This window comes from Pseudomonas sp. 5Ae-yellow (assembly GCF_014077575.1).
GTDB classification, from domain to species: Bacteria; Pseudomonadota; Gammaproteobacteria; order Pseudomonadales; family Pseudomonadaceae; genus Halopseudomonas; species Halopseudomonas neustonica.
The window spans coordinates 1-21,057 of record NZ_JACGWE010000035.1 but is presented as its reverse complement, the minus strand read 5'-3'; the positions used below and the strand labels follow the sequence as shown (position 1 = coordinate 21,057).

Here is a 21,057-nt window from a genome sequence, read left to right as displayed (position 1 = left end):
TATTGCCCGATCGCAGTCAGTAAGATCGGGCAAACGACAAAGGATGCTGATATGCGCGTACTGGGGTTGATGGCACTTTCCAGTGTTCTGTTGGGCTGTGCTACACAGGGCGTCAGCCACACTGAATTGCCCTCGTATTACATGGCAGCCGACCCCCAAACGCGCCTCAGCCAGTATGTCGCCAAAGAGCAGCCAGCAGATGAGTCGCTGTCGGGATTTACCTTGTTGTATAAGGGTAATGATGCGCTGGCTGCGCGGCTCAAATTGATCGACATGGCCGATCAAAGTCTGGATATCCAGTACTACATTTTTAACACGGATATTACCGGCGGGTTGATAGCCGAACACCTGCTTAAAGCTGCCGATCGTGGTGTTAGAGTGCGGATATTGTTGGATGATATCGGCAGTAGCCTGGAAGATATGAAGGTGGCGGTGGTTGACCAGCATCCTAACGTTGAAGTGCGTTTGTATAATCCGCTGAGCCTGCGTAATGAATGGCTCAAGTCGTTAAGCACGCTGGGCGAATTTGGTCGTATCAACTATCGCATGCATAACAAACTGATGGTCGCGGATAATCGTGCTCTGATTACCGGCGGCCGCAATATCGGTGATGAGTACTTTACCCTCAGCGATGTTGATTTTCAGGATGTAGATGTTTTGGGCATCGGTTCGATAGCTGACGCCGCCTCTGACAGCTTCGATAACTTCTGGAATAGCGGTATTGCTATCCCGATCGCCACCCTGGCCAAGCAGTCAGACGCCGAGGCGCTGGCATCGATGCGTGCCACATTAGGGTCGCGTAACCTTCAGCTTCAGCATGATCCCTACCTCAAGGCCGCTGCCCGATCACCCTTCATAACCGATATGAGCAACGGCACTCTGAACTGGCGCTGGGGGCATGCCGAATGGTTTTACGACGACCCATCCAAATCCGATCCGCATGGCGACGGCAACGAAACGGCCTTTCTCGGGCGCAGGTTGCTGGAAAAGTTACGAGCCTCGCGTAGCGAGCTACTGCTCACATCGGCTTATTTTGTTCCACTTGAGACGGGCGAAGACATGCTGCTGGATATTCATTCGCAGGGAGTGAGTATCTCGGTGTTGACCAACTCGTTGGCCACTACTGACGTCTTGGCTGTACATAGCGGCTACGCTAAGTCCCGCGTTTCATTACTCAAAGGCGGGTTGAATATATGGGAGTTGCGGCCGATCGCAGGCCAGCAGGAGCGTGCCAGTCCGTTTCTTGGTGAGTCCTTGGCCAGCTTGCACGCGAAGACCTTTGTCTTTGACCGCAAAGCCGTTTTTATTGGCTCGGTTAATCTGGACGCGCGTTCAGTAAAGCTCAATACCGAGGCGGGTGTTTATATTGAGCAGCAGGCTATTGCCGAGGAAATGGTTGATCTGTTTAACCGCTGGACGTCCGATGACTTCGCGTATCAAGTCTCCTTGAATGAAAACCATGATCTTCAGTGGCAGGCGGACGGTAAGACATGGAGCAAGGAGCCTGAGGCAGGTGCCTTCAGGCGTTTTATGAGCTGGACGCTGGGGTGGCTGCCGATAGAGGGTCAGCTCTAAAACCTGGGCCGCCGGATGCGCTTAGGCGGTGGAGTGTCCCAGCCAATGCTGTGCTGCGCTTAAATAGGCAGCGGCGTGCACAAGCACGGCGTTACTGTCCTGGTGTTCTACCGCCTGGTGCAGCTGTTCCAGGGGTGCTGCGATGGGCGCAGAAGGGGTGCCCAATAGCAGCAAATCACTTTCCAGTTGGTAACTCAACTCGTCAATCAAGCCTAAGGCCGCAACGTCCAGCGGTGCGCTTACCAACTGCTGCAGCGATTGGTTATGGGCGCTAAGCTGGCTTACGGCGGCGTGACGAGAACTGGCTGATGTACTGTTGGCTTGGCTTGCAGTTGCCATGATTGGGCTCATCATGGCAACAGTGAAGCTAACGGGCAGCAGGTATACTTTCATGGGCTTATCCATAATGATAATCAAACTCATTAAGGATTGTAATCTTCCCCGCCCGGAAAGCAACCTGATTTTCAGGTTTTATTTCAGGCTGCGTGCTAATGCGCTTTATGATTTTTCTGCGGGTTTTCTACAGCAGCGGGCTAAGGAAGAATACGCCTCGCTCAACCACGCGCGAGGCGCGAGAGCGCTGCTGCCAGTCTGCCAGCAGCAGCCGCTCACTGGCCGCTTCGTATCCATCGAGTAGTGTTCGAATACTGGCACAGCCTTCTGGCGAGAAGAGGGCGACGGTTAGCTCGAAGTTCAGCTGCAAGCTTCGGATATCCAGATTAACACTGCCAACAAGCGCCAGCTGATCATCCATCAGCATCGCCTTGGTATGCAGCAGCCCGCCGGCGAATCGATAGATTTCGCCGCCCGCTTCCAGAAAACGCTGGTAAAACGCGCGGCTGGCCCAACCCACCAGTTTCGAATCATTGCGCGCCGGCAGCAATACTTTTACCCGAACGCCACGTTCTGCCGCTTGGCACAGAGCGTTGAATATCGCTTCAGATGGAACAAAGTAGGGTGTGCTGATGGTAATACTGTCATTGGCGCGATAGATGCTCGATAGCACCGCTTGGCCGATCAGATCGTCACCCACGCCCGGTCCGGATGGCAATATGGACAGCCACTTGTAGCAAGCAGGCGCGCTAGGCGGGGCCGGTTCGAGGCGGCGAAGTCCTGTTTCCACCTCCCAGTCCCAGGCAAAAACCTTATCCAGCCCGCGAGCAGCCGGTCCATCCAGGCGCAACATGATATCCACCCAGGCGCCGACCTTGGCTTCCTTCTTGAAATATAACGGGTCGGCAATATTCATTGAGCCGCTGTAGGCAATCTCGCCGTCGATGACGATTAGTTTGCGGTGCAGCCTTAAGTCGATTCGCTGGACCAGTGCGCGCAAGAGACGAACGGGCAGGGCGGGCACCACTTCAATGCCCGCATCAATCAGCCGCTTGCGCCAACTGGAGCGAAAGAACGGACGGCTGCCGGCGTGGTCTATCAATAGCGACACTTTAACGCCACGCACGCTGGCGCTGATCAGCTCCTCGGCGAGCTCGTCAACACGACCACCAGGGAACCAGATGTAGGTCTCGATATGAATTCGGTTACGCGCAGCGCGAATGTCGGCACAGAGTTGCGAGAAAATCAGCTCGGGGGTATCCAGTAACTGCATCTGCCGATACCCGAGTGCGCCTATGCCCATGCGGGTTGATAGCAATTGATAAATGCCCTGGGTTAGCGAGCCACCACTGATAGGCGCTTTGGTGGCAGAGAAATCAGTAGCGATGCTCTGTAAAAAAGGCTCAACCATCGACTCGGCCCGCTGCGCTCGCTGCTTACCCAGATTTAGCTCGCCAAGCATCAAATAGAGTGCCGCGCCGAAAATCGGCAGTATATAAATCACCAATAGCCAGGAAAGCGTAACGCTGACAGGGTTACGCTTGGCTACGACGCGCAGCGTGACGGCCGCAGTAAAAAGCCAGTAGAGTACGACCAGCGCCAAGCCGATAATGTGTTCAACGTTTGCCATAGTATTTGCTGGATGAGTACTCGGTTGATGTGCGATCAATCTAGCAGGATTTACCTGCTCCGTTAAGAATCAGACACCCCCAGAGCAAAGAGGCTCCCTGAATGCTGCCATTTTCCTTCGTTGATCGTTTGCGTTACCTGGTGGAACGGCAGTTCATCAAGGGAGCGCATTATCAACTGTTGGTCGTTGCTGCTTTTATCGCTCTGATTTCATTGATCGGGGGCTGGCTGGCCTGGCCCTCTGCGCCTGATGGTAGCAACTTGGCAGACTCTGTCTGGTGGGCGTTTTTGCGCCTGACAGACCCCGGATATCTGGGCGATGATGAGGGCACCTGGCGGCGTATTGTCTCTACCGCGCTGACGGTCAGTGGCTATGTGGTGTTTCTCGGCGCTCTGGTCGCGATCATGACCCGCTGGTTGATTGATGTCATGGTCAAGCTGGAGCAGGGGCTGACGCCGGTTACGGTAACTGATCACATTGTGATTCTGGGCTGGACTAACCGTACTATACCTTTGGTGCAGGAAATTCTAGACGTGAGTGGTGGTATTCAACGCCTCCTGCGTGCACGCGATACCAAGCGCCTGCGGCTGGTGATTCTGGCTGATGAGATCAATGCGGATCGCGTGCAGGAGCTGAGAGAAATCCCTCTTATTCGGCGCTCCATGAGTAACATTATTTTGCGCTCGGGCACGTCACTGCAACCTGAAGACCTGGATCGCGTCGCCTGCCTGCAGGCCGCCGTGGTGCTGATACCGGGGCGTAACCAGAGTGCCAATGAGCTGCTGACCGGTGATGTGGAAACCATCAAGGCCTTGCTGACGTTACAGGCGCAGGCGCATCTGCGGGGCACCGCGCCGCCCTATGTGGTGGCCGAGATCGACGATATGCGCAAACTGAATGTATTGCGCAGAGCTTATTCAGGTCCGCTTGAAGTGGTTGCCAGTGACGCCATGGTTAGCCGGCTATTCGCCCAATCTCTGGTTCATCCCGGTATGTCAGAGCTATTCGGCGAGGTGATGACCGTCCACGAGGGTAATGAATTCTATATTCGCTCCACTGACAACTGCGTGGGCCAGTCTCTTGGCGAGATCGGCAGACATGCCCCGCAGGCTATTCTGTGTGGTTTGATGCGACCGCACGGCGACAGCTGGCGGACCTGGCTGAACGCACCGAGTGATGAGGTCATACGTCAGGGTGACAAGATAGTCATGTTGGCGCGTGATTACACCCACGCCGAACCACAGAACAACACGGAACAGCCGCTGCGTCCGTTGCAGCGACCGCAACGCCAGCCGAAGGCCGAGTCGGGCGGTTTGCGACGTATGCTGATACTGGGCTGGAACCGACGGGTACCCGCGCTTATTCATGAGTTAGCCGGTTATACCGGGTATCATTTTGAAGTGCATGTGGTTGCGGTGATCGATCCCCTCGAGCGAACCAAAGAGATAAGCGCCTATAGCGACCTCACCGCGGGCGTCAGCTGCCAACATACTCAAGCCGACTACATGGTAGAGGGCGCGCTGCGCGGCCTCTTGCAGCAGCGCTTTGACAGCGTCTTGCTGCTCTCGTCTGATCGCATGGACTCGGGTGAAGAGGCGGATGCGCGGGCCATGGTGGGTTACCTGGTGGTTGATGAGCTGTTGCTCGAGAGCAGCCACAAGCCGCAGATACTACTTGAACTCAGTGACCCGGCTAACGATGCATTAGTCGTGCGTAAGCGCGGGGAAAGTATTGTAAGTCCTATGATCCTCAGCCATTTAATGGCGCAGATAGCCCAGCGGCGAGAGCTGGGGCTGATGCTGGAAGAACTCTTTACCACGGGTGGCGCGCAGATTGTCTTTTGTAAAAGCAGCGACTACTCAATGCAAAGTGTTACTACCTTTGCTGACCTGGAAGCCGTGATCGCGTTGCAGGGCGAAACCGCCCTGGGGATTTATCGCAATAAACCGGACGAGCAGGGCCGCAGGCTGCAGTTGAATCCGCCACGCGATCAACCCTTGAGGTTGCAGCAGGGCGATCAGCTAGTAGTGCTGACGACCCTGCCTGAAGCCTGAGAGTCTGGTTGTTGACCAGGACCGGCTAGAGGCAATTGTCAGGCTTGGGCAGCCCTGCGACTTTGGCCGCAAACTTGGCCGGGCTGCCCGGAAACAGGCCCAGTAAGTAAAGGCTGTTGCCTTTGTCCTTACCTAGTTGCTGGCCAACATACTTGACCAATGGGCGCATGGCGGGCGACAGCTGATAGGTGTGATAGAAATCACGCAGTACTTGAATAATCTCAAGATGAGCTGGTGTCAGGATGATCCCTTCCTGTTCAGCCAATGCGGCAGCAACCGGCTCAGACCAATCCTGCAAGTCCAGCAAAAAGCCTTCCTTGTCGACTTTTATGGCCTCGCCATCAACCAGCAGTATATGGCTCACCAGCTGAGCACCTTGTCGTACTGGGTACACAGTTGAACAAAGGTCGGATAATCAATCAATTTGACTCGCTTGGGCAGATCATCAATTGCCAGGCCACGTGCGCTAACGTCGGCCTCCATGACATATAGACGCACGCTGGCGGGCAGTAGTTGCAGTGCGCTATTTGAACTGGTGCCTGGCAGTAGGCTATAAACGCCATCCTCAATCATTAGTAACCCCTGTTCAGGTCCCATTGATCGCAAGGTGCTAGCGAAACGACTGCTATCCTGGGGCGCATGGCGCAGAACATGCAACATGCTCAAACTCCCTCAAACCGGACATTCATAGCGTGACCACCTGATCGTATTGTTCAAGCAGTGCGGCAATTTCAGCCCCCTCAACCGGTTTTGCCGGGAGAAGCAGTTGATTGGACTGCAAGCCACGTTCGCTAAGTGAATGCTGGCAAACGAAAAGATCTTCAACCCCAAAGATAGGCAGCGCTTTGAGGTTGGCAGTCAGTGATTTTTGTTTGATCAGGGCAGATTCCTGGCCTTTAAGCAGTTGCATTACACCGCTATCAAGGAACAGCAGACTGACCGGCACACCAAAAGCGGCCGCGGCGAGAGCAAGGTCCAATGCCTCTCGTGCTGCTTGTGCTGCTGGCGGATGTCGACTTATCACCAGTAGGCTTTTCAAATCAGCTGCCAAAAGTCACCGCCCGATCAGCCGATTGCATGGCGTCTACCCACTGGCCCAGTCCCGATAGCACCCACGGCTGACCACTGTTGGCCACGGGGCGCTCCCAGCGAGAGGCCTCTGCCTCGTTAAGCACACCGCGACGCAGCGCTGCGGCAATACAGACTACGGCGTCCAGCTCGTTGCTACTGATGAACTCACGCCACTCGCGGGCAATATCTGATTCGTCCTGCGGTTGCACTGCCAAGTCTGATGCAAGGTGCACTGCATCGCGATAGAAAAACAATCGACTTATCTGGTGACCGCCATCAAGCGCCGCCTGGGCAAAGCTCAGGGCGCTGCGGGCAGCTGGGTCCTGTGGCCCGGCAAGCAGGGCAATAGCAAATTTCATGACGTTTAAGCGACTCTCAAACAAAAATGGCTCGCCAATTCTGGCGAGCCATTGATTATATCCTACTCGCTGATATCAGTCGTCGTTGAAGGCGCCAATCAGGCTCAGCAGGCTGAGGAACAGGTTGTAGATCGAGACGAACAACGTAATGGTCGCCATGATGTAGTTGTCTTCACCACCGTGAATGATCGAGCTGGTCTGATAGAGAATGACGGCAGAAGAAAACAGCACAAAGCCGGCAGAAATGGCCAACTGAAGACCGCTGATCTGCACGAAGAAACTGGCAACAACGGCTACCAGCAGTACGACAAAGCCCGCCATGATGAAGCCGGACAGGAAACTGAAGTCCTTGCGCGAGATGATGGCGTAGGCTGAAAGACTGAAAAAGACCAGAGCCGTCATGCCCAGAGCCAGCGTGACTACCGAGCCGCCGTTAGGCATGTTGAGGTAGGCATTCAGGATAGGACCAAGGGTGTAGCCAAGGAAGCCGGTGAAAGCAAAGGTGCTGACCAGACCCCAGCCAGAGTTACGCAGCTTGGTGGTCAAAAACAACAGGCCGTAAAAACCTACCAGCGTCACAATGATGCCGGGATAGGGAAGGTTAAGGCTCATGGAAACGAAAGCGACCAGGGCCGAGAAAGCCAAGGTCATGGCCAGCAATGTGTACGTATTACGGAAGAGTTTGCTGACTTCCGCTTCGTTCACACCGCTGTGTGGCATCGTAGTATGGCGTTCTTGCATGTTCATGCACAGCTCCTGTGAAGGTAAATCAAATGATCCATTAGTTACTTCCAGATAATACGGGTAATCGATGTCAAATCAAGGTAAGGCTGATACCGAACTATTTCTATTCATGTGCAAAGCCTGCCGGGACCAACTAAATGGACAGCAAAAGATGCAATAAGTTGGTCTCTTTTATGCTGTACCCCATTGACTCATCAGCATTTTCCGGTAGTATTGCCGGCCGTGGAGGGATGGCAGAGCGGTTGAATGCACCGGTCTTGAAAACCGGCGTAGGTTAATAGCCTACCCAGGGTTCGAATCCCTGTCCCTCCGCCACTATTCGACCTCAAGGCCCCGTAATTCGGGGCTTTGTTGTTTCTGACTCCAGTTGTTCCCACAGCTGTTCCCACACTATTGCTTCGCGTGACCGCTGATAGTGGTCATGCACGCCCGGCTGCCAGCTTTAAAAGTGGGTTTCCATCACATTTAACGGGTGCATGCGTGGGGTGTTTCCCCAATGGGCCAGAATGCGGATTTTGTGGACACAGAAAAACGGTTCCCCCCGTCGTTCGGGTTGCCGTTGGCCTGAACTTTTCACCCGCCCCCGTCCTTGCATCTAACGCTGTCGCGCTCTGCCGTTTCGTAATTCAAAAAATCTACGGGTTAATGTGAAAAAAGTTTTGCAGGCGGCTGCCGTGGTCAGTTGGCTAGAGTTTCGACCCTCCCCCCCCCGGCCTGCCTGTTAACGTCGAGGGTTAACATTTTTCATGGCCGGGAAAATAATCTGTGCATGGGATCGGGTGCGGTCTCCGCTTTGCCGTGGCCATGGTGTTGGATAGGCCCCCGGTGTTGGTTGTGATGTTGTTGCGCGTTAGGCCGGGTGCAGGGGCTGTTACACGGTGACAACGAAATAACAACCTACTGTTGGCGCTGGCTGGTATGTAGTGCAGCGTCGGGCCGCGAATTACCCGCGTGCCAGGGGGTGGCAGGGAGGACCCAATGGGGGGGTGCCAGCGGCCTCTGCGGTTAGGTCGCGGTAGATACGCTCAGTGCTGGACGCATCTTTAATAGCCACCATTGGTGGAAGTCTCGTAATGGTGGGATAACGTTATCTAACGTGAGGGTAACGGGGGGGGCTGCTGCGTGCATTGCATGGGGTTGTTTCGCAAATGGGGGCAGCGCCCCGTTTAGGGACTCCGAAAATGTTAACTTTTGACAACCTCTCATGGGGTTTCGCCTTACCCCAATCTTGCCGCTCTCATGGGGTTAGTGCTTTGCCCTTTGGCCCAGTCGATAGGCCGCCGTGTAGGCGGCAGCGGCCAGACAGATACAGGTCACGGCGTTTGCAGGGTGTGCCGGCTCTGGTCTTGGCACCGCACGTCAGGCCGTCCAGTTCGTCAGGGAAGGGCACAGACGCCGGGGGTGGGTGGCAGTAGCCACGTTCCCCCCACTCCTGATAGCGGGCCTGATTGGCCAAGTGGTATTGCCGCCATAGCTTGCGCAGCTCGTTCGTACTGGTCATGGCATTGCCCCCTGATACAGCGCCAGCAAAGCTAAGCCGGTCGGGCAATAGCGGCCTGCTGGGGGGTAGCATGCCTTGCAGTTGCCTACTGCATGGCTGTGAAAAGCGTCACGCGCTGCAATCCACTCCGGTGCGCTTCGCTTGCTGGCGCTGTTCTCCCGCGTGGGGGTGTTAACGCTGTTAACTTCGGGCGGTACGCACTGGGTACGCACCTCCCGCGTGTGGGGCGCTCGTACCTCGTCTCGTACCAGGCGAACCCGTAGCCATGCCGGGCTAGTCTCGATCAGCCGGGCGGCAAAGCGTGGGTGCATACGGTACTGCTCCGCCAGGTCGTCCAGGTCGATCAATTCATGCTCCAGCAGTGTGCTGGCGCTGGTATCCAACAAGACGGCCACACGGTCCAGCCAGGCGCGTTGCTGCTGGCGTAGGTGCTCGACGATATGGGCTTTGCTTTCGCGTAGCTGGGTCAGCAGTTCGGGCGGCGGTTCCTTGCTGGCGCTCCAGGCAAGGCCGTCGCCATTCAGCGCCAGCATGATGCCCGCCGTGTTTGCCTGTTCGATCAGGGCGGCGGTGTTCATAGCACGCCACCAAATAGCGCGCCTTGCTCTTCTTTTTCCCTGATAGGGGGTGTTCTATCCGCTACACCGCTACAAGCCCCGCGAGCCGTGGCTTTGCGTGTTGCGGAAGGTGTTTTTGCGGGGGTGTCTGTAGCGCTTTCCGCTACGCTGTAGCCCGCGTGGTTGCTGGGTTGTAGCGGTGTAGCGCTTTGAGCGGGGGAGTCAGCAGAAAGGTAACGGATAAAGGCGTCTGTGAATTGCTCCAGGTGGTAGCCTTTCTTTACCTCAGCGCCTTGGCGCACGTCCTTGGATTTAATGCCAAAGTCCGCCAGCTTGCTTACCAGTTGGCGGGGTGTCATAGCCTTGCCCCTGTTCCATGTTGCCCACGGCGATTCATCGTCTGCCAGTAATGCGGTGAGTAGATCGGCGCTGAATATCCTGTTCGCATTCTTGGCGTCGAACACCGCTTTAACATCGGCCAGCAGTTCGGCACCCACGCTTGGCGATTCGCCCTCAAGGCCGTGCAGCGCTATGGCGGCATGCCGGGCTGATTTCGGCCAGTGCTCCCCGGCCAGATCGGCAATGGATAACAGGGGCTCCCAAGCATCGTTAGCACGGTCGTTCAGGCCGGGTATCGGTGCCGGTCTGGCGGTGGCGATGGTGCTGGCGCTATCCAATGCAAAGCGGGCCAGGCGGGCGCGCAGTTGTTCCCACAGGGTAGGGTCAGAATGGCGCAGGCTTTCCACGGTTTCGCCTGCTGTACGGCGGCGCAGGCGAAGGGGCACGCTGCGGTCTGCCAGGGTGTCGGCAATCTTACCGATACCGCACAGCGCTTTGGCTCCCCATACGTTGAACGGGGTGGGCGTGTGATCGTCGCCCACACAACGAATTACCGTTGCACTGTCACGGGTAAAGCCAGAGTTGAGAATGCCGCGTGCATCTTCGTGGGCCGCTAAAAAGGCGTCTACCTCGTCAATCAGCAGTGTCGGTGCCCATAGTTCGATTGAACGGAATAAGGCGGCTGGGGCGATGTTGGACACTTGCAAGGGACGATAGGCCAGCTTGCCCAAGGCGGTGAGCAGTATGGACTTGCCACAGCGTTTTTCAGGGGCGGTTATGTTCGCAATGGGGGCCACTTGTACCGCGTCCACCAGCCAAGTGAATGCAGACCACAATGCAGCGGCGCGCAGTGTTTCCTTGTCAGCGACAACATGGCGGGCCAGGGCGTGGGTTATGTCGTCCAGCAAGTCGGCACCATCCACCAGGTCGGGCCATGCTTCGACTTCGGGGAATATGGCGGCTTCGGGTGCTGCATCGTCCTTGCTGCCAGCCGTAAGCCGGTCGAACTCCACCATGCTCAGATGCTTGGTAGCTTTCACTTGCAGACGTAGGCGAGCAAAAGCGGCGGGGTCCTTGCTTCGCATTTCGCGCAGTTGTTCCAGTACAGCAGGGGCGTACAGTGCGCCGGCATCGTGCTCCAGATTGCGGATGGCCATTTGAATGGGGCTTTGCGCTTCGGGTATCAGGTTCATTGCTTGCCCTCCTGCCATTGGCGCAGGTCGTTGAAGTCGGTCAGGGTCAGGGGTTCATCACCGCACCAGGGCGGCAGGATCAGGCCGCAGCCCAGGGTCGCGGCAGTGGTGATAGCAGCACGCTTGCCGGGGTTGCCCTCGGTCTGGCGGTCGTCGTCTCCGGCAATGATCAGCAGGGCGTCAGGGTGGGTGCGGGTCAGTTGTTGCCCGACTGATAAAAGGTTGCCGGCATTCATCGCGCAGGCGACCGGGTGGCCGGTGCTCTCGTGCAGTGTCGCGCCCGTTGCCCAGCCTTCGCACAGGTACAGCGGTTGGCCTGCCTGTATGAGTCCCAGCGGGCTACAGCAGCCCTTAACGCGGCCACCAGACAGAAAACGCTTGCTGCCGTCGGGGTGTATGCGTTGCACGTTCAGCAGCTCGCCCTTGTGGGTCAGTGGCACCAGCAGAGCATCACCCAATTGGCGCAGGGCGTGCGGTCGGCATCCCTTGGCGGTCAGGTAGGGGTGTTCGGGATCGGCGCGGCGGGCGTCACGCCACAGCTTGCGGGCATACTCGGCGGCAGCCTGCTGGCGCTGGCGTTGGTCGGCCTCCCGTTGTTGTCGGGCCTGTTCCATTTGCTGGCGCAGGTGTTCAGCTTCGCGTAGGTCGGCAGGCTCCCGGCTGGTCCAGGTGTGACAGTCGGATGTTCTCCAACTACCAAAGGCACCAGATGCAATGACGCCAGCGTGCAGGACGTACCAGCCGTTATTGCTGCCGGGTCGGTCGCCGGGCACGGTGAAACGATGAATCAGACCGTTGGCTACTAGGTGAATATCCATCGGCCCATAGACCGCTTGCAGGGCATATAAAAACGCTCTCAGATAGTCCACAACAGCACCTCCAGCGTCAGCAATAAAACCAGATCAGGGCCAGCCGGTTGCAGCGCCAGCAATAGGTGCCGACCGTTCGCCAGGCAAGCCGGTAGCGTCACCGCTGTTTTGCAGTGTTGGTTGCTTCTCATGGGTTACGCCTCCGACTGGCTTAGGTAATACAGCGCTACGCCGTGATGCTTGCGGCCCTGCTGGTCGGTCTTGGTGATGCGTTGGGTTTTGATGTTGTGGCCGGCGTCGCGTAGTTCCTTGATGCGGGCGGCGGGCATCATCAGGTTCATTTCATCGCGGGCGGTAAAGGTATCTACCGGCTCCAGGTGCAGGCGCTCCAATAGTCGGGCACGTTGAGCGCTGGCGCTGGTATTATTGGTGTTGTGTGTTTTGGGGCTGGCCTTCGGGTCGACCTTTTTCTTGTTTGTCATTTAAGCCACCTCTCCCAACTGCTTGGCGATCCATGCCTCAACTTCCAGGCTATCCCAGCCAGTGATATTGCTGCCGGCAATGCGGCGGCCCTTGGGGAAGCGCTCAGCCTTCATCAGATCGTAAATCGTGGATCGACCAAGGCCTGTGCGTTCCTTGACAGTAGGTAGTCGCCAGATACAGCGGTGAGTGCGTTCGTTTACGGTCATCGTCGTTACCTCAAGGCTTGCCCCGGTGTGGAGCGGACGGTGACCATTCAACAGCTAGTCGTTTGGGTTGTGTGCTAATGGGGTGGAGCAAAACCCCAATGGGGTCGGTGAGGGTTATGTCTGTTTAGTTGCGCTCTTTAAAAATTTCACCACGGTTTCGGAACTGCTAGGTAATTCCAGGCCTTTTGAGGCGGCGAAGTGCCGCATCGCTTCGTCGGCTTTGTAGGGGGCTGATAGATCGACTTTTGCCATTGCTGCAAGTACGGCGACAATTCGATCAACACTCCTACGCTCGCTGGGGTGTAGTGGTTTTTCAGGCGGCACCTCTACAGCCAGTAGCTTACTTTCAAGTTCACGAAGTGCCGCAGTTCTTACGACAAAAGTGCTGTCCTCTGGCAGTCCGCCGGCAGGGTAGTAAATCCTTTCGCTACTCCATTTCTTTAGCGAGGGCTTATTTGGGTCGACGCTGGGACCAGGGCCAAGTATTGCGTAAAGCCGGTCTAATGCTTCTCTGGTTTCTTTAGAGACTTTTCGTTTTACCTTCGGTAATTGCTCGGACTTGCTTGGCTCGTTTTCGCGCACGAAGCTGTCTAGTAGTTGATACATTCGCGTTCGGTCATGGCTTGATACCAAGGGCCCGTCTAGGCATACCAGATCAACGGACGGCCCGCCATTAAGTTTCTGGTAGGCATGTGTAACGTCGAGCGCTTCGGTTCCAAGCATTAGCAGGTCCCAAATACCTTCTAGCTCCTCTGGCTTTTGGATGTCACCCTCAAAAATCAAAATGTCCTTTCCATTGGGCAACAATACGCCCCTAGGTTTGCGCAGAAAATCGGTTAGGTCTATTTTGTATTCATCTCCTGGCACATCAGGATTGTGGTGCATAGATAGGTAATCTTCGGCCAGTTGACTTACTTCAGTTTGATCATTCAGCGTCCCTATTCTCAATGGTCGTCCGAGCGCATGGTTCACGAAATTGACTGATAGAGTTAGGTGGCCGTCCAGACTGAGCTGAAGAATATCCGCCTCAGTTATAACTTCCTCAGCAGCAGCTGAAAGGTACCTGGCCGCCTCTTTTACGGTTAACCACTCTTTCAGTTTGAGAAGTTTCTTCACTATACCGCCCTCCCAGGCCTCCCAAAAAACCAACCAGCCAAGCGGGTGGGAAGACCGCTTTTCGCCCCGTCGGGCTAGTCTGGTCGAACTCAAGAAGTTAGTGAGCCTTTTCAGATCCCAGTGGTTCGTCTGATGCGTTCCGCGTTAATGGCGCGGTCCAGCGCGATGAGTAGACTTCACTGCGCAAATCCAGCATTCGACTGTAAGCTAAACTGGCGCCTACGGCGTCGAATCTAAGACCACCTTCGCAGGCGGAGAGATGAGGTCTAGCGCGAGTAGTTGCTCTCTACCGTAACTCAGTCACCTTACTGTTGCCGCAAATCAGCGGCTCGTAATGGTGGCCGGTCTCAGCTCCCATGACAAAGCCACAATCGAGCTTCACTCTTACCCCATCTGGCAAGACATCTTCATTGTCTTGGGTAAACTGCACGCGATCAGTAGTGACCATATGCCCAACGTCAGTTCGAACAGTCAACGATTCCTCAAGGACCAAAGCAGTATATTCAACCTTGCCAGGAGTCCCGATTTCTCCTTGAGAGTCATCAAATACAACCGTGACAACACTACCTGTAAATTGCATGGGGTTGGGGCCTGGCGGGGTGGGCGGCGCCTCAGTTGCCAAGACTGCGAACGGAAACAGTACCGGAATTAGCAAAAATAATTTCATTGGTTTCCTTTAATTTCTCGGAATGGAGTGGCGGCGCCGACTATATGGCCCCGATACAGCGTCCGAGTCAATGGTGCATCCGGAAAGGACGCAGGTGGTGACGAAAATCACCTTGATGAGACAAAGACCCCCACTTTAAGTAACTAGGCCGATTCAAACTAAGGGTCTGGTCATCCTGATTTCTTTGAAAAATCCCCCTGAATCACTTTCTCCGTTGGCGCAGTGGTGACGTAGTGTGCCCAGTCATCCATCAACGCTCGGCGCTTCTCGAACAGGTCCCCGCGTCGATAGGCCGCCTCTACGGCATTACCGAGACTATGGGCTAGCGCCTGCTCACAAACGTCACGCGGGTGCGGGGTACATTCCCCAGCCCAGTCCCGAAAGGTTGACCGGAAGCCGTGCATCGTCAGGTCGTCACGCTTGATGTGTCGTAGTCCCATTAACATCGCCATGTTGGAAAGCGGCTTACCTGTTTTCATGCCAGGGAACAGGTGGGGATTATCGTCAACACGTGGTAATTGCTCCAGCAACTTCAAAAGCGCATCAGCGAGCGGTACGCGGTGTTCTTTGCGCATCTTCATGCGTTCGGCCGGTACGGTCCACACACGGGCCTCAAGATCGATTTCATTCCACATGGCGCCCAGCACTTCACTAGTGCGACAGGCGCTGAGGATCGTCATTTGCATAGCCTTGAACGTCACCTTGTCCATCTTTTTCAGCTTGGTCATGAATGCGGGCAGTTCAGACCAGGGCAGGGCGGGGTGATGCCTTACGGCTTGGACCTTTTCCCGCTTGGGCAACAGCTTGTCCAGGTGCCCGCGCCAGCGCGCGGGGTTCTCGCCTTCACGAAGGCGGCGGGCCTTGGCGGCGTCCAATACCAGTTCAATGCGGTTGCGCACGCGGCTGGCTGTTTCTGGCTTAGTGGTCCAGATGGGTTGAAGGACCTTCAGCATATGCTCGGTGGTTATCTCGCCCGGTGACAGCCTGCCAATGAAGGGAGATGCATAAGTGGCAAGCGTGTTTTCCCATTGCTGGGCGTGCTTGGCATTCTTCCAGCCGGGGCGGTGGGCAGAAATGTAATCAGCAGCCACGCTGTCAAAGGTGATCTGTTTGGCAGCTTCGACGATGGCGGCGGCCTGATTGGCTACACGCTCGGCATTCGCCGCGTCGATCGGGTCAATGCCGGCGCTGATCCGTTCACGATGTATGGCTGATTTGCTCCGGGCAGCCTTCAGCGAAACGTTGGGATAAACGCCCAAGCTCATATCACGGCGCTTGCCGTTGAGCTGGTAGCGCAGCACCCAATACTTACGGCCGGTCTTTTTGATGACCAGGCGCAGGCCGTCGCCATCCTCATAAGTGCCGGGGTCGCCCAGGTTCTCTAACTGTTTGGGGTTGAGCTTGCCCATTAAAAGTTACTCCGCCAAATATTTATTCCCACACTTGTTCCCACACTTTTCTTCGGAAACAGGGGTTTCGCCTCGAACAGCTATGGACGGATGTTAGGCTGAAATGCCTGTTATTGCTAGCTTTGGCGGATCTTATCGGAAGTGCTTGGACAGATACCAGGCGGACTGTCCCTCCGCCACTATTTGTACTCAAAGCCCCGTAAATCGGGGCTTTGTTGTTTCTGGGTTTTGTTGTCGCATACCTCAGTGCATGGTGCGCGCTGGGGGAGGGGGTAGCCGACGCTAGCAAGCATGCGGCTTGAAGGATGCTTTTCTTAGTCGCGGAGTGATTTAGTTTATTTTATCTGGGCACTGTTGCGCCGCTTCCTGGCTCACCACGACGCTGCCATCTTGTTGAGCAAACCATTGATTGGCAACACTTGCAGTGATCCGGTTGCCGTTGATGTCGTACAGGAAAACGTCTCGACTGACTGATAGCAGATTAGCAACATCTGTCAGTGTGGCGAGAAGTTGAGCACCCTCTTCGAAGCCATCAGAGCGACTACCATTCGCCATCCAGACAGCAAATTCAAAAGGACATTGGCTTGACACGTTGAGATTGCCGGCCTTGAAGTCTCGTTCAGCGTCTGCAAAGGCTTTCATCTGTAATGTTGATGGATCGTATGAGTTGCCGACACAGTATGAAACAGGCCCCGATGCACCTTCGGTAAATGCCTCTAGCCCACATGTATAAGCTTCGCTGTACTCATCAGCTATAACCGGTGTGGAAAGCACAGCCGCCAATACCCAAGCAAACCCCGTCAGTTTTTTTCTCATCTCACGCTCTGGTTAGTTAAAGTTAAAATAGGTGAGAGTAGATTATCGCTCATGTTGTAGTCGGTATACAGGTATTGCCCAACGAGCCAAGAACAGCTAACCGCTCTCCCCACACACCGAAATCAGCAAAGGTCAGGTAGGCATTTTCATAATCGATCTTTCACTTGCATGCCAAAGACGTGTTTTCTTTGTTCGTAGTATTTGAAAAAAATCAGACTGACCTTGCACTCACGGGCAATCGGCTGGCTTGCCTTGGCCATGAGGATTTAACGCTGGATCCAGCGCTTGAGGAAAATCGATAAGCGCACAAGGTGCAGAGATAAGGTAGCCCTGAACTTCATCGCATCCCGCCGCACAAATCAATTCGAGCTGTTCAACGGTTTCTACGCCTTCACAGATAGTGCGCTTGCCGAGTTCTTTGGCTAGATCGGAGATCATTTTTACGATGGCTCTTGCATCGGGCTTGGTCAGCAGTTCGGTCACAAAGGATCTGTCTATCTTAAGTGTGTCGAACGGAAAGCGGCGCAGGTAAGACAGTGAAGAGTAGCCTGTGCCAAAGTCATCAAGCGCCAGGCGTACGCCAATACTGCGAATATCATCGAGTATATGAACTGCTCTGTCTGTATCGTCAATCAATACGGATTCGGTCAGTTCAAGCTCAAGTTTGGCAGGGGGCAACCCTGATTCGCACAGCACCTTTTTCAAGCACTGGATATAGTCGCCAAATTGCAGTTGTAAAGCTGATACGTTCACTGCAACCGTTAAGCCTGCAAGCTCCTGGGTGCCAGCGCGGCAAGCTTCACGCAAGGCCCACTCGCCTAGTTGATCGATCATCCCGCATTGTTCTGCAACAGGAATGAACTCCGTTGGGCTGATGTCGCCAAGCTCGCTGTGGCGCCAGCGCATCAAGGCTTCTGCGCCGATGATCTGCCAGCGTACAAGATCAACTTTCGGCTGCCAAAAAAGACTGATTTCTTCACGCTCTATCGCCGTTCTAAGCCCTTGTTCAATGCTGCGCCGACGGTGACTTATTGCGCCGAGGCGTGATGAGTACTCAACCCAGCATTCCCGACCAGCATCTTTGGCTGCGTACATTGCGATATCTGCCTGCACCATGAGGTCATCTATTTCTGCAATCGCATCAGTACGAACTACGATGCCAACACTGGCGCCAACACGAAACAGGCGCTCGGATAGCGTAATAGGGTCAGCCAACATGCCTATGACCTTCTGGGCGATAACCATCCTGTCGCTGACTCCTTCCTCCGACCACAAGGCGATGGCGAACTCGTCACCGCCCAGCCGGGCAATCAGACTGTCTTTGGCAACACAATGCCGTAAGCGTTTGGCGACGACTTGCAGCACTGCGTCACCCACGCTATGGCCATGATTGTCGTTGACGCTCTTGAATCGATCCAGATCTATCGATAGCAGTGCGAGCGGCAACTGCTGGCTAACAATCCAACTGAGGGTTTCACGCAATTTGAAACGGTTAGCCAAGCCTGTCAGCGAATCTGTGTGGGCTAGTTCGCGCAACTGTTTTTCGCTATTGAGTTTGTCGGTCACGTCACTCAGGACGCCGCGCCAGCCAAGAAAAATATCACTACTGGAGTAAAGGCATTTACCCGTCATGAGCAGATAACGTGTCCCAGAGGCGCTACCCATCTTCAACTGCATATCTCGGAATGGAGTCCCTTCTGAGGTGAGTGGGGCTAACTGATCAACCTGCTCGGGACAGCGCTCAACCAGAATCTGGTGAAAGGTCTGCGCTTCCTGCTCATTTTGTGTCAGATCCAGTAACTCAATGAGCCTGGTTGAAATGTGATTCAAGAATCCATCACTGCGGGTCTCCCACAGCGCGTCACCGGCATTGTGCTCAAAGTCGTGGAGCAACACGGCGAGTGTTTGCTCTTGCCGTGCTGAGCGTGCTTCAGCAGCTATAAGATCGGTCGATTTGCGCCAGGCAAACAATGAGCCGGTTAACACCATGAAGGAATACACACCTAGCAATAGTACGATGCCGATATAGTGGGAGTCGCTAGCTAACCAAAGAGCACCCAGCACTGCGACGGAGTTTACGGCCACATGACTGAAACTAGCGTAGGGGAGTGGGCTTAAAACAAAAGCGCCAGCACCAATCATGCCGGTGAATAGAACCCCGATAGTCATCTTTTCAATGGCTGAAGCGTCAGGAAACCAGAGTAGGATCATGCCTGCCCACAGCGCTGAAAAAGCGCACGCGTAGAGCGTTTCCCGGTGAATCTTTTGTGGCGAAGCCAAGGTTGGCGCTGCGTTGCGATCAAGCCACCAGCCGATAACGGATCCCAGGCTAAGCAAGTTGAGTAGAATCCACCACAGCCACATGCCCTCCGGGATGTCAGGAGCAAAGGTCAGCAAAACACAGGCGCTGCTGCTGACGTTGGCGAAGGCGATGGGGATTGTTATGCGATTGACTGAATCAAGATGAGCTTGGCGCAGGCGAGCGGCTTCGGGATCATCCGATGAATACATTACCGATATATCGGTGAACAGTTGTTGAATAATCGCGATTTTGTCTTTCAACTCACTGGCACCCTTTTGGTACGCCATAAAGCAGGCTAGTTATGCTATTCACTTTAGCAGACGCGCGAAGTAGACGCGTGTAACAGACGCGTGAGGCAGGGTTTCTGAGGTGACGATGAACGGGTGTACGTTATAAGCGTGCCTACAGCGAATGCTGAAACATCAACTTAGCCGCGCAGCAAGGCTCAAATCTCTCGTTGTAGTGGCTTCAGATCAGGGTTTATGGTGCGCGAAAACTCGTTGAGTGGGCAGGGCTCAGCTATCAGGTTACCTTGGATTTGATGGCAGCCTGCAGTACAGATCAGGTCAAGCTGCTCCACGGTTTCCACCCCTTCACAGACGGTGTGTTTGCCAAGCTCCTTGGCCAAGTCAGTAATCATTTTTACAATAGATTTGGCGTCGTCCTTGGTCAGTAGTTCGGTAACAAAAGAACGATCTATTTTTAGCGTATCGAATGGAAAGCGGCGTAGATACGACAGTGAAGAGTAGCCAGTGCCAAAATCATCCAGCGCGAGCCTTACACCGGTGCTTCGTATCTCGTTGAGTATGGCAAGCGCCTTATCTGCATCATCAATCAGAACCGATTCAGTCAGTTCAAGCTCAAGCTTGTCTGGTGCCATACCTGACTGCTGTAATGCTTCTTCCAGAGAGTGCACGTAATCAAAGAGCTGCAGCTGCGAGGCAGACACGTTGACGGCAATAGTCAGCCCTGCCAGTTCGTTTGTACCGGCACGACAGGCTTCACTTAGCGCCCACCTTCCAAGCTTATCTATCATCCCGCATTGCTCGGCTATAGGAATAAACTCTATCGGGCCAATGTGCCCAAGTTCAGGGTGATGCCAACGCATCAGCGCTTCCACACCGACGACTTGCCACGTTTGTAAATCGACTTTGGGTTGCCAGTGCAGAGATATTTCGTTGTTGTCGATGGCACTGCGTAAACCGTTTTCGATACTGAGTCTTCTTCGACTCACCTCTCCCAGTTGCGGTGAGTAGGCCACCCAGCGCCCCCGGCCGGACTCTTTTGCTGCATACATGGCGATGTCTGCTTGTATCAGTAAGTCGTCAAGTGAAGGATGGGAACCACTGCTAACGGTATAACCGACGCTGGCGCCGACACGGAACTGGCGTTCGCTAATCATGATCGGTTCACACAGCGTATCGACCACGTTGTGCGCGAGCTCATCTACCTTTTTTACAGCGGCCTGTGACCAGAGCAGGATGGCAAACTCGTCGCCTCCCATGCGGGCTATCAGTGCTTGCTGATCCACACAGGAGCGTAGGCGTTGCGCAATAACACGAAGTATAGAGTCGCCAACGCTATGGCCGTAATTGTCGTTAACTGCTTTGAATCGGTCGAGATCAATGCACAGCAGTGCAATGGGCCCATTTTGCTCAATCGCTTTATTCAACGCTTGACGCAGGTGAAAGCGATTGGACAATGCGGTCAGCGAGTCGGTGTGCGCCAGATCGCGAAGCTTTTGTTCACTTCTCACTTTCTCGGTGAGGGGGTGTACTGAATTTTGTGTAACCAGTAGGGTTGATTACAGGGGCATCATGCGGTCGTCGAACTGAATCGTAAAGCGATTTAGTGCTGCTTTCCAATCCCGGATCGGCATGGTCCACTTCTTAC

The 21,057-nt window shown here is 54.9% G+C and carries 22 protein-coding genes and 1 tRNA gene; 3 read left to right on the top strand and 20 right to left on the bottom strand.

Annotated elements, in window-relative coordinates; all coding sequences use genetic code 11:
• The first annotated feature begins 51 nt into the window (after positions 1 to 51).
• Complete coding sequence (locus tag H4J77_RS15795) at positions 52 to 1,575, top strand: phospholipase D family protein (RefSeq protein ID WP_123889810.1); 1,524 nt, start codon at positions 52 to 54, stop codon at positions 1,573 to 1,575.
• Positions 1,576 to 1,596: 21 nt separating this feature from the next.
• Here the strand turns inward: H4J77_RS15795 and H4J77_RS15790 are convergent, their stop codons facing one another.
• Together H4J77_RS15790 and cls are read right to left on the bottom strand one after the other, a co-directional pair.
• Positions 1,597 to 1,968, bottom strand: coding sequence for a DUF6746 family protein (locus tag H4J77_RS15790; RefSeq protein ID WP_182249363.1), 372 nt, complete (start codon positions 1,966 to 1,968; stop codon positions 1,597 to 1,599).
• A gap of 127 nt (positions 1,969 to 2,095) precedes the next feature.
• Positions 2,096 to 3,538, bottom strand: a complete 1,443-nt coding sequence (gene cls, locus H4J77_RS15785; protein WP_123889812.1) for a cardiolipin synthase — start codon at positions 3,536 to 3,538, stop codon at positions 2,096 to 2,098.
• Between the two features lie 101 nt (positions 3,539 to 3,639).
• On the opposite strand from cls, the gene H4J77_RS15780 reads away from it, so the two are divergent.
• On the top strand, positions 3,640 to 5,592 hold the full coding sequence (locus H4J77_RS15780) for a CASTOR/POLLUX-related putative ion channel (RefSeq protein WP_182249361.1): 1,953 nt from the start codon (positions 3,640 to 3,642) through the stop codon (positions 5,590 to 5,592).
• Positions 5,593 to 5,617: 25 nt separating this feature from the next.
• Here the strand turns inward: H4J77_RS15780 and H4J77_RS15775 are convergent, their stop codons facing one another.
• From H4J77_RS15775 to H4J77_RS15755, 5 genes are all read right to left on the bottom strand, one after another.
• Complete coding sequence (locus H4J77_RS15775) at positions 5,618 to 5,947, bottom strand: TusE/DsrC/DsvC family sulfur relay protein (protein ID WP_372237900.1); 330 nt, start codon at positions 5,945 to 5,947, stop codon at positions 5,618 to 5,620.
• A 5-nt stretch (positions 5,948 to 5,952) separates the two neighbouring features.
• Complete coding sequence (gene tusB / locus H4J77_RS15770; protein ID WP_259364888.1) at positions 5,953 to 6,252, bottom strand: sulfurtransferase complex subunit TusB; 300 nt, start codon at positions 6,250 to 6,252, stop codon at positions 5,953 to 5,955.
• Between the two features lie 25 nt (positions 6,253 to 6,277).
• The gene (gene tusC / locus H4J77_RS15765) at positions 6,278 to 6,631 is read right to left on the bottom strand and encodes a sulfurtransferase complex subunit TusC (RefSeq protein WP_123889815.1); all 354 of its coding nucleotides are present in this window, start codon (positions 6,629 to 6,631) and stop codon (positions 6,278 to 6,280) included.
• Between the two features lies 1 nt (position 6,632).
• On the bottom strand, positions 6,633 to 7,022 hold the full coding sequence (gene tusD / locus H4J77_RS15760; protein ID WP_123889816.1) for a sulfurtransferase complex subunit TusD: 390 nt from the start codon (positions 7,020 to 7,022) through the stop codon (positions 6,633 to 6,635).
• Positions 7,023 to 7,097: 75 nt separating this feature from the next.
• Positions 7,098 to 7,763, bottom strand: a complete 666-nt coding sequence (locus H4J77_RS15755) for a Bax inhibitor-1/YccA family protein (protein WP_182249373.1) — start codon at positions 7,761 to 7,763, stop codon at positions 7,098 to 7,100.
• Between the two features lie 227 nt (positions 7,764 to 7,990).
• Between H4J77_RS15755 and H4J77_RS15750 the strand changes: the two genes are divergently transcribed.
• Positions 7,991 to 8,081: transfer RNA gene (locus H4J77_RS15750), tRNA-Ser, on the top strand.
• 922 nt (positions 8,082 to 9,003) lie between these two features.
• On the opposite strand, the gene H4J77_RS15745 is transcribed toward H4J77_RS15750, so the two are convergent.
• The 13 genes from H4J77_RS15745 to H4J77_RS15685 form a co-directional block, all read right to left on the bottom strand.
• Positions 9,004 to 9,267: an HGGxSTG domain-containing protein gene (locus tag H4J77_RS15745; RefSeq protein ID WP_182249375.1), complete on the bottom strand. Its 264-nt coding sequence runs from the start codon at positions 9,265 to 9,267 to the stop codon at positions 9,004 to 9,006.
• Positions 9,264 to 9,845, bottom strand: coding sequence for a hypothetical protein (locus H4J77_RS15740; protein WP_182249357.1), 582 nt, complete (start codon positions 9,843 to 9,845; stop codon positions 9,264 to 9,266). Before H4J77_RS15740 ends, H4J77_RS15745 begins: the two co-directional genes overlap by 4 nt.
• A complete protein-coding gene (locus tag H4J77_RS15735; protein ID WP_182249355.1) occupies positions 9,842 to 11,356 on the bottom strand; it encodes a DUF3631 domain-containing protein in 1,515 nt (504 codons plus the stop codon). The genes H4J77_RS15740 and H4J77_RS15735 overlap by 4 nt, the downstream gene beginning before the upstream one ends.
• Positions 11,353 to 12,225: a toprim domain-containing protein gene (locus H4J77_RS15730; RefSeq protein WP_404940790.1), complete on the bottom strand. Its 873-nt coding sequence runs from the start codon at positions 12,223 to 12,225 to the stop codon at positions 11,353 to 11,355. Before H4J77_RS15730 ends, H4J77_RS15735 begins: the two co-directional genes overlap by 4 nt.
• A complete protein-coding gene (locus tag H4J77_RS15725) occupies positions 12,213 to 12,356 on the bottom strand; it encodes a hypothetical protein (RefSeq protein WP_182249353.1) in 144 nt (47 codons plus the stop codon). Before H4J77_RS15725 ends, H4J77_RS15730 begins: the two co-directional genes overlap by 13 nt.
• Before the next feature lie 3 nt (positions 12,357 to 12,359).
• The gene (locus H4J77_RS15720; RefSeq protein WP_182249351.1) at positions 12,360 to 12,647 is read right to left on the bottom strand and encodes a helix-turn-helix domain-containing protein; all 288 of its coding nucleotides are present in this window, start codon (positions 12,645 to 12,647) and stop codon (positions 12,360 to 12,362) included.
• The gene (locus tag H4J77_RS15715) at positions 12,648 to 12,854 is read right to left on the bottom strand and encodes an AlpA family transcriptional regulator (protein WP_182249349.1); all 207 of its coding nucleotides are present in this window, start codon (positions 12,852 to 12,854) and stop codon (positions 12,648 to 12,650) included. It abuts the gene before it with no gap.
• Positions 12,855 to 12,968: 114 nt separating this feature from the next.
• On the bottom strand, positions 12,969 to 13,970 hold the full coding sequence (locus tag H4J77_RS15710; protein WP_182249346.1) for a hypothetical protein: 1,002 nt from the start codon (positions 13,968 to 13,970) through the stop codon (positions 12,969 to 12,971).
• Between the two features lie 286 nt (positions 13,971 to 14,256).
• Entirely contained in the window at positions 14,257 to 14,637 is a 381-nt protein-coding gene (locus H4J77_RS15705) for a hypothetical protein (RefSeq protein WP_182249344.1), read from the bottom strand.
• A 170-nt stretch (positions 14,638 to 14,807) separates the two neighbouring features.
• Positions 14,808 to 16,046, bottom strand: coding sequence for a site-specific integrase (locus H4J77_RS15700; RefSeq protein WP_182249342.1), 1,239 nt, complete (start codon positions 16,044 to 16,046; stop codon positions 14,808 to 14,810).
• A 330-nt stretch (positions 16,047 to 16,376) separates the two neighbouring features.
• Positions 16,377 to 16,862, bottom strand: a complete 486-nt coding sequence (locus H4J77_RS15695; RefSeq protein WP_182249340.1) for a hypothetical protein — start codon at positions 16,860 to 16,862, stop codon at positions 16,377 to 16,379.
• 228 nt (positions 16,863 to 17,090) lie between these two features.
• Entirely contained in the window at positions 17,091 to 19,451 is a 2,361-nt protein-coding gene (locus H4J77_RS15690; protein ID WP_182249338.1) for a bifunctional diguanylate cyclase/phosphodiesterase, read from the bottom strand.
• 158 nt (positions 19,452 to 19,609) lie between these two features.
• A complete protein-coding gene (locus tag H4J77_RS15685; protein ID WP_182249336.1) occupies positions 19,610 to 20,920 on the bottom strand; it encodes an EAL domain-containing protein in 1,311 nt (436 codons plus the stop codon).
• Between the last annotated feature and the right edge of the window lie 137 nt (positions 20,921 to 21,057).